This window comes from Phenylobacterium sp. (assembly GCF_036263695.1).
In the GTDB taxonomy this organism is placed as follows: Bacteria; Pseudomonadota; Alphaproteobacteria; order Caulobacterales; family Caulobacteraceae; genus Phenylobacterium.
Genome location: NZ_DATAGM010000337.1, coordinates 1 through 2,787, shown reverse-complemented (window position 1 = coordinate 2,787; position 2,787 = coordinate 1). Strand labels below are relative to the sequence as shown.

Annotated in this window: 2 protein-coding genes and 1 pseudogene; 1 reads left to right on the top strand and 2 read right to left on the bottom strand. The window is 73.1% G+C overall.

Going from position 1 to position 2,787, the window contains the following annotated elements; translation table 11 throughout:
* A partial coding sequence (locus VHK87_RS13635; RefSeq protein ID WP_329635436.1) for a DEAD/DEAH box helicase occupies positions 1-783 on the bottom strand: 783 nt, incomplete at its 3' end.
* A gap of 30 nt (positions 784-813) precedes the next feature.
* Positions 814-972 (bottom strand): VOC family protein, encoded by a 159-nt coding sequence (locus VHK87_RS19500; protein WP_414694149.1) that lies wholly within the window; start codon positions 970-972, stop codon positions 814-816.
* Positions 973-1,416: 444 nt separating this feature from the next.
* On the opposite strand from VHK87_RS19500, the pseudogene VHK87_RS13630 reads away from it, so the two are divergent.
* A pseudogene (locus VHK87_RS13630) lies at positions 1,417-2,787 on the top strand (ATP-dependent DNA helicase); the annotation flags it as partial.

Below are 2,787 nucleotides of genomic sequence, written 5' to 3'. Positions count from 1 at the left end.
GCGCTTGATGACCTCGTAGACCTCGGCCATCGCGTGCTGCGCCGTATGCCCCGCCCACGGCACGCGGCCTTCCGACAGCAGCAGGTCCACCATCGGCTCGGCGCCCTTCGGCCCGAGGACGAGGTCGATCGAGTCCGAGCTGCGAACGCCGTCAGCCATCCACCGCTTGATCACCTCCGGATCGTCCACCGTCGCCGACAGCCCCACCCGGCGCATGTTCGGCGCGAACTGCTGCAGGCGGGCGAGGTCGAGGGCCAGCAGGTCGCCGCGCTTGGAGGAGTGCAGGGTGTGGATCTCGTCCAGGATGACGCAGGAGAGCTGCTCGAAGTAGACCCGCGCACCTTCCCAGGCGCAGAACAGGGCCAGCTGTTCAGGCGTGGTCAGCAGGATGTCGGGCGGGCTCACCCGCTGGCGCTGGCGGCGCGAGACGCCGGTGTCGCCGGTGCGGGACTCGGCGGTGACCTTCAGCCCCATCTCCAGGATGGGCGCCATCAGGTTGCGTTCGACGTCCACCGCCAGCGCCTTGAGCGGCGAGATGTAGAGGGTGTGGATCCCGCGCGGCGCGTTGGCCGGCGGACGTTGCGAGAGCTCGATCAGGCTGGGCAGGAAGCCGGCCAAGGTCTTGCCCCCGCCGGTGGGGGCGATCAGCAGCGCATCGCGCCCCGCCCGGGCCCGCTCCACCATCGCCAGCTGGTGCGCCCGCGGCGCCCAGCCGCGCCTGCTGAACCACTCGGCGAAGGGCGGCGGCAACAGGTCGGGGGCGGGGGCGGCGGCTTCAGCCATGGTCCGCCTATAGCATGTTCCCGTTCCGTTTCACGCCTGGCGTGGCGGCTCGAACAGCTCGATGAGGTTGCCGGAAGGGTCCTCCAGCAGGATCTGGCGCCCGCCGGCGCCCTGGATGATGTCGCTGCGGAAGGTCGCGTTCTTGCCGCGCAGCTGTTCGACCAGACTGTCGAGGTCGTCGGTCTCGATCTGGATGCGGTTCCAGCCGCCGGGCTCCGGAGCGCGGCCCTGGGCGTCGGAAGCGCCCCGCCCCGCCGGCGCCGGGCTTGTTCATCAGCAGCTGCAGGTCGCCGCGCGAGACGGCGGCGAAGCCGGAGCCGAAGTGCATGTCGACCTTGAAGCCGAGCGCCTCGGTCTAGAAGGCGACGGCGGCGTCCGCGTCGTGGACGATGTAGCGGACCTTGACCGTCATGGCGCTCTCCCACTGTCGAGGTCGGGACGAGACGCTTGTGGAGGGCCAGTGTCAACGCCGCTGCGGGCCATGGACGCAGCGGTGATGTTCTCGTTCCGTTTCGGCCCAAACGGCGGTAGGAGACTCAGGTGAACGCCGTCTCGCCTGCCCTGGAGCTTGCGCCCGCGCTGGTGGTCCTGCCGGGCCCCCGCGCGGCGGTGGCGCACGCCGGCGCGGCCGAGATGGTCCGCCCGCCCGAGGCGCGGGACCTGCTGGAAGAGGGCCGGGTTCTGCTCGCCCATGCGGCGATGACCTCGCGCCGGCTCGGCCTGCAGGCGCCGGCCAGGTCGCCGCGCATCTTCGACGCCTTGGAGCTGTTCGCCTTCGTGCGGCCGGCGCAGTTCTGCGCGCCATCGGCGGCGGGGCTGGCGCTGGCCCTCGGTATGCCCGAGCCCAAGGGCGCGGCGCACCAGGCGCAGTCGCTGATGCAGGCCTGCCGGGTGCTGTTGCAGGAGCTGGCGCTGACGCCGCAGCCGAGTCGCGAGGAAGCGCTGGCGATCGCAGAGACCCTGGCCCGCGCCAGCTGGGCCTGGGGTCCCGCGGTAATCGGGGCGCTGCGCTCCGCCCCGGTCGGCGACGCCTTCCGCGGATCGGGCCTCGACGTTTGGACCCGCATCCCCGAGTGGGAGGACCAGGCCCCGCCCGGAGAGGCCGGCTCCAAGCCCATCGAGCCGCAAGGCGCCGCGGTGCGGCTGAAGGCGCTGCTGCACCAGGCCGGCCTCGACGAGGCGCGCCCGGCCCAGGCCGAGTTCGCCGTCGAGACCGCCTACGCCTTCCAGCCCCGCGAGCGCGAGGGCGAGCCGCGCATGGTGCTGGCCGAGGCCGGCACCGGCGTCGGCAAGACGCTGGGCTATCTCGCGCCCGCTTCCCTTTGGGCGGAGACCAACGGGCCCGCCGTCTGGGTCTCCACCTACACCCGCGCCCTGCAGCGTCAGATCGAGCGCGAGAGCGCGGCCATCTTCCCGGACCCGAAGGTCCGCGCCCGCAAGGCCGTGGTCCGCAAGGGACGCGAGAACTACCTGTGCCTGCTGAACCTGCAGGACTCGGTCAACACCGCCCAACTCGGCGGGACCGACCTGGTCGGACACGCGCTCGCCGCCCGGTGGGCGCGGGCCACCCGCGACGGGGACATGACCGGCGGCGACTTCCCGGCCTGGCTGCCCAGCCTGTTCGCCATCGCCCCGGCGGCTCAGGCGAGCCCTCAGAACCTGGTCGACCGGCGCGGCGAGTGCGTCCATGCCGGCTGCCCCCACTACCGCGGCTGCTTCGTGGAGAAGGCGATCCGCGGCTCGCGGCGGGCCGACATCGTGATCGCCAACCACGCCCTGGTGCTGACCCAGGCCGCGTTCGACCGGGCGCGGGCGGCGCGGGGCTCCAAGGCCGACGGCGAGACGACCCACCTGAAGCGGATCGTGTTCGACGAGGGCCACCACCTGTTCGACGCCGCCGACTCGGCCTTCGCCGCGGCCCTCTCCGGCGCGGAGGCCGCGGAGATGCGCCGCTGGATCCGCGGGCCCGAGGGGCGCGGTCGCCGCGGGCGGGGGCTGGAGGCG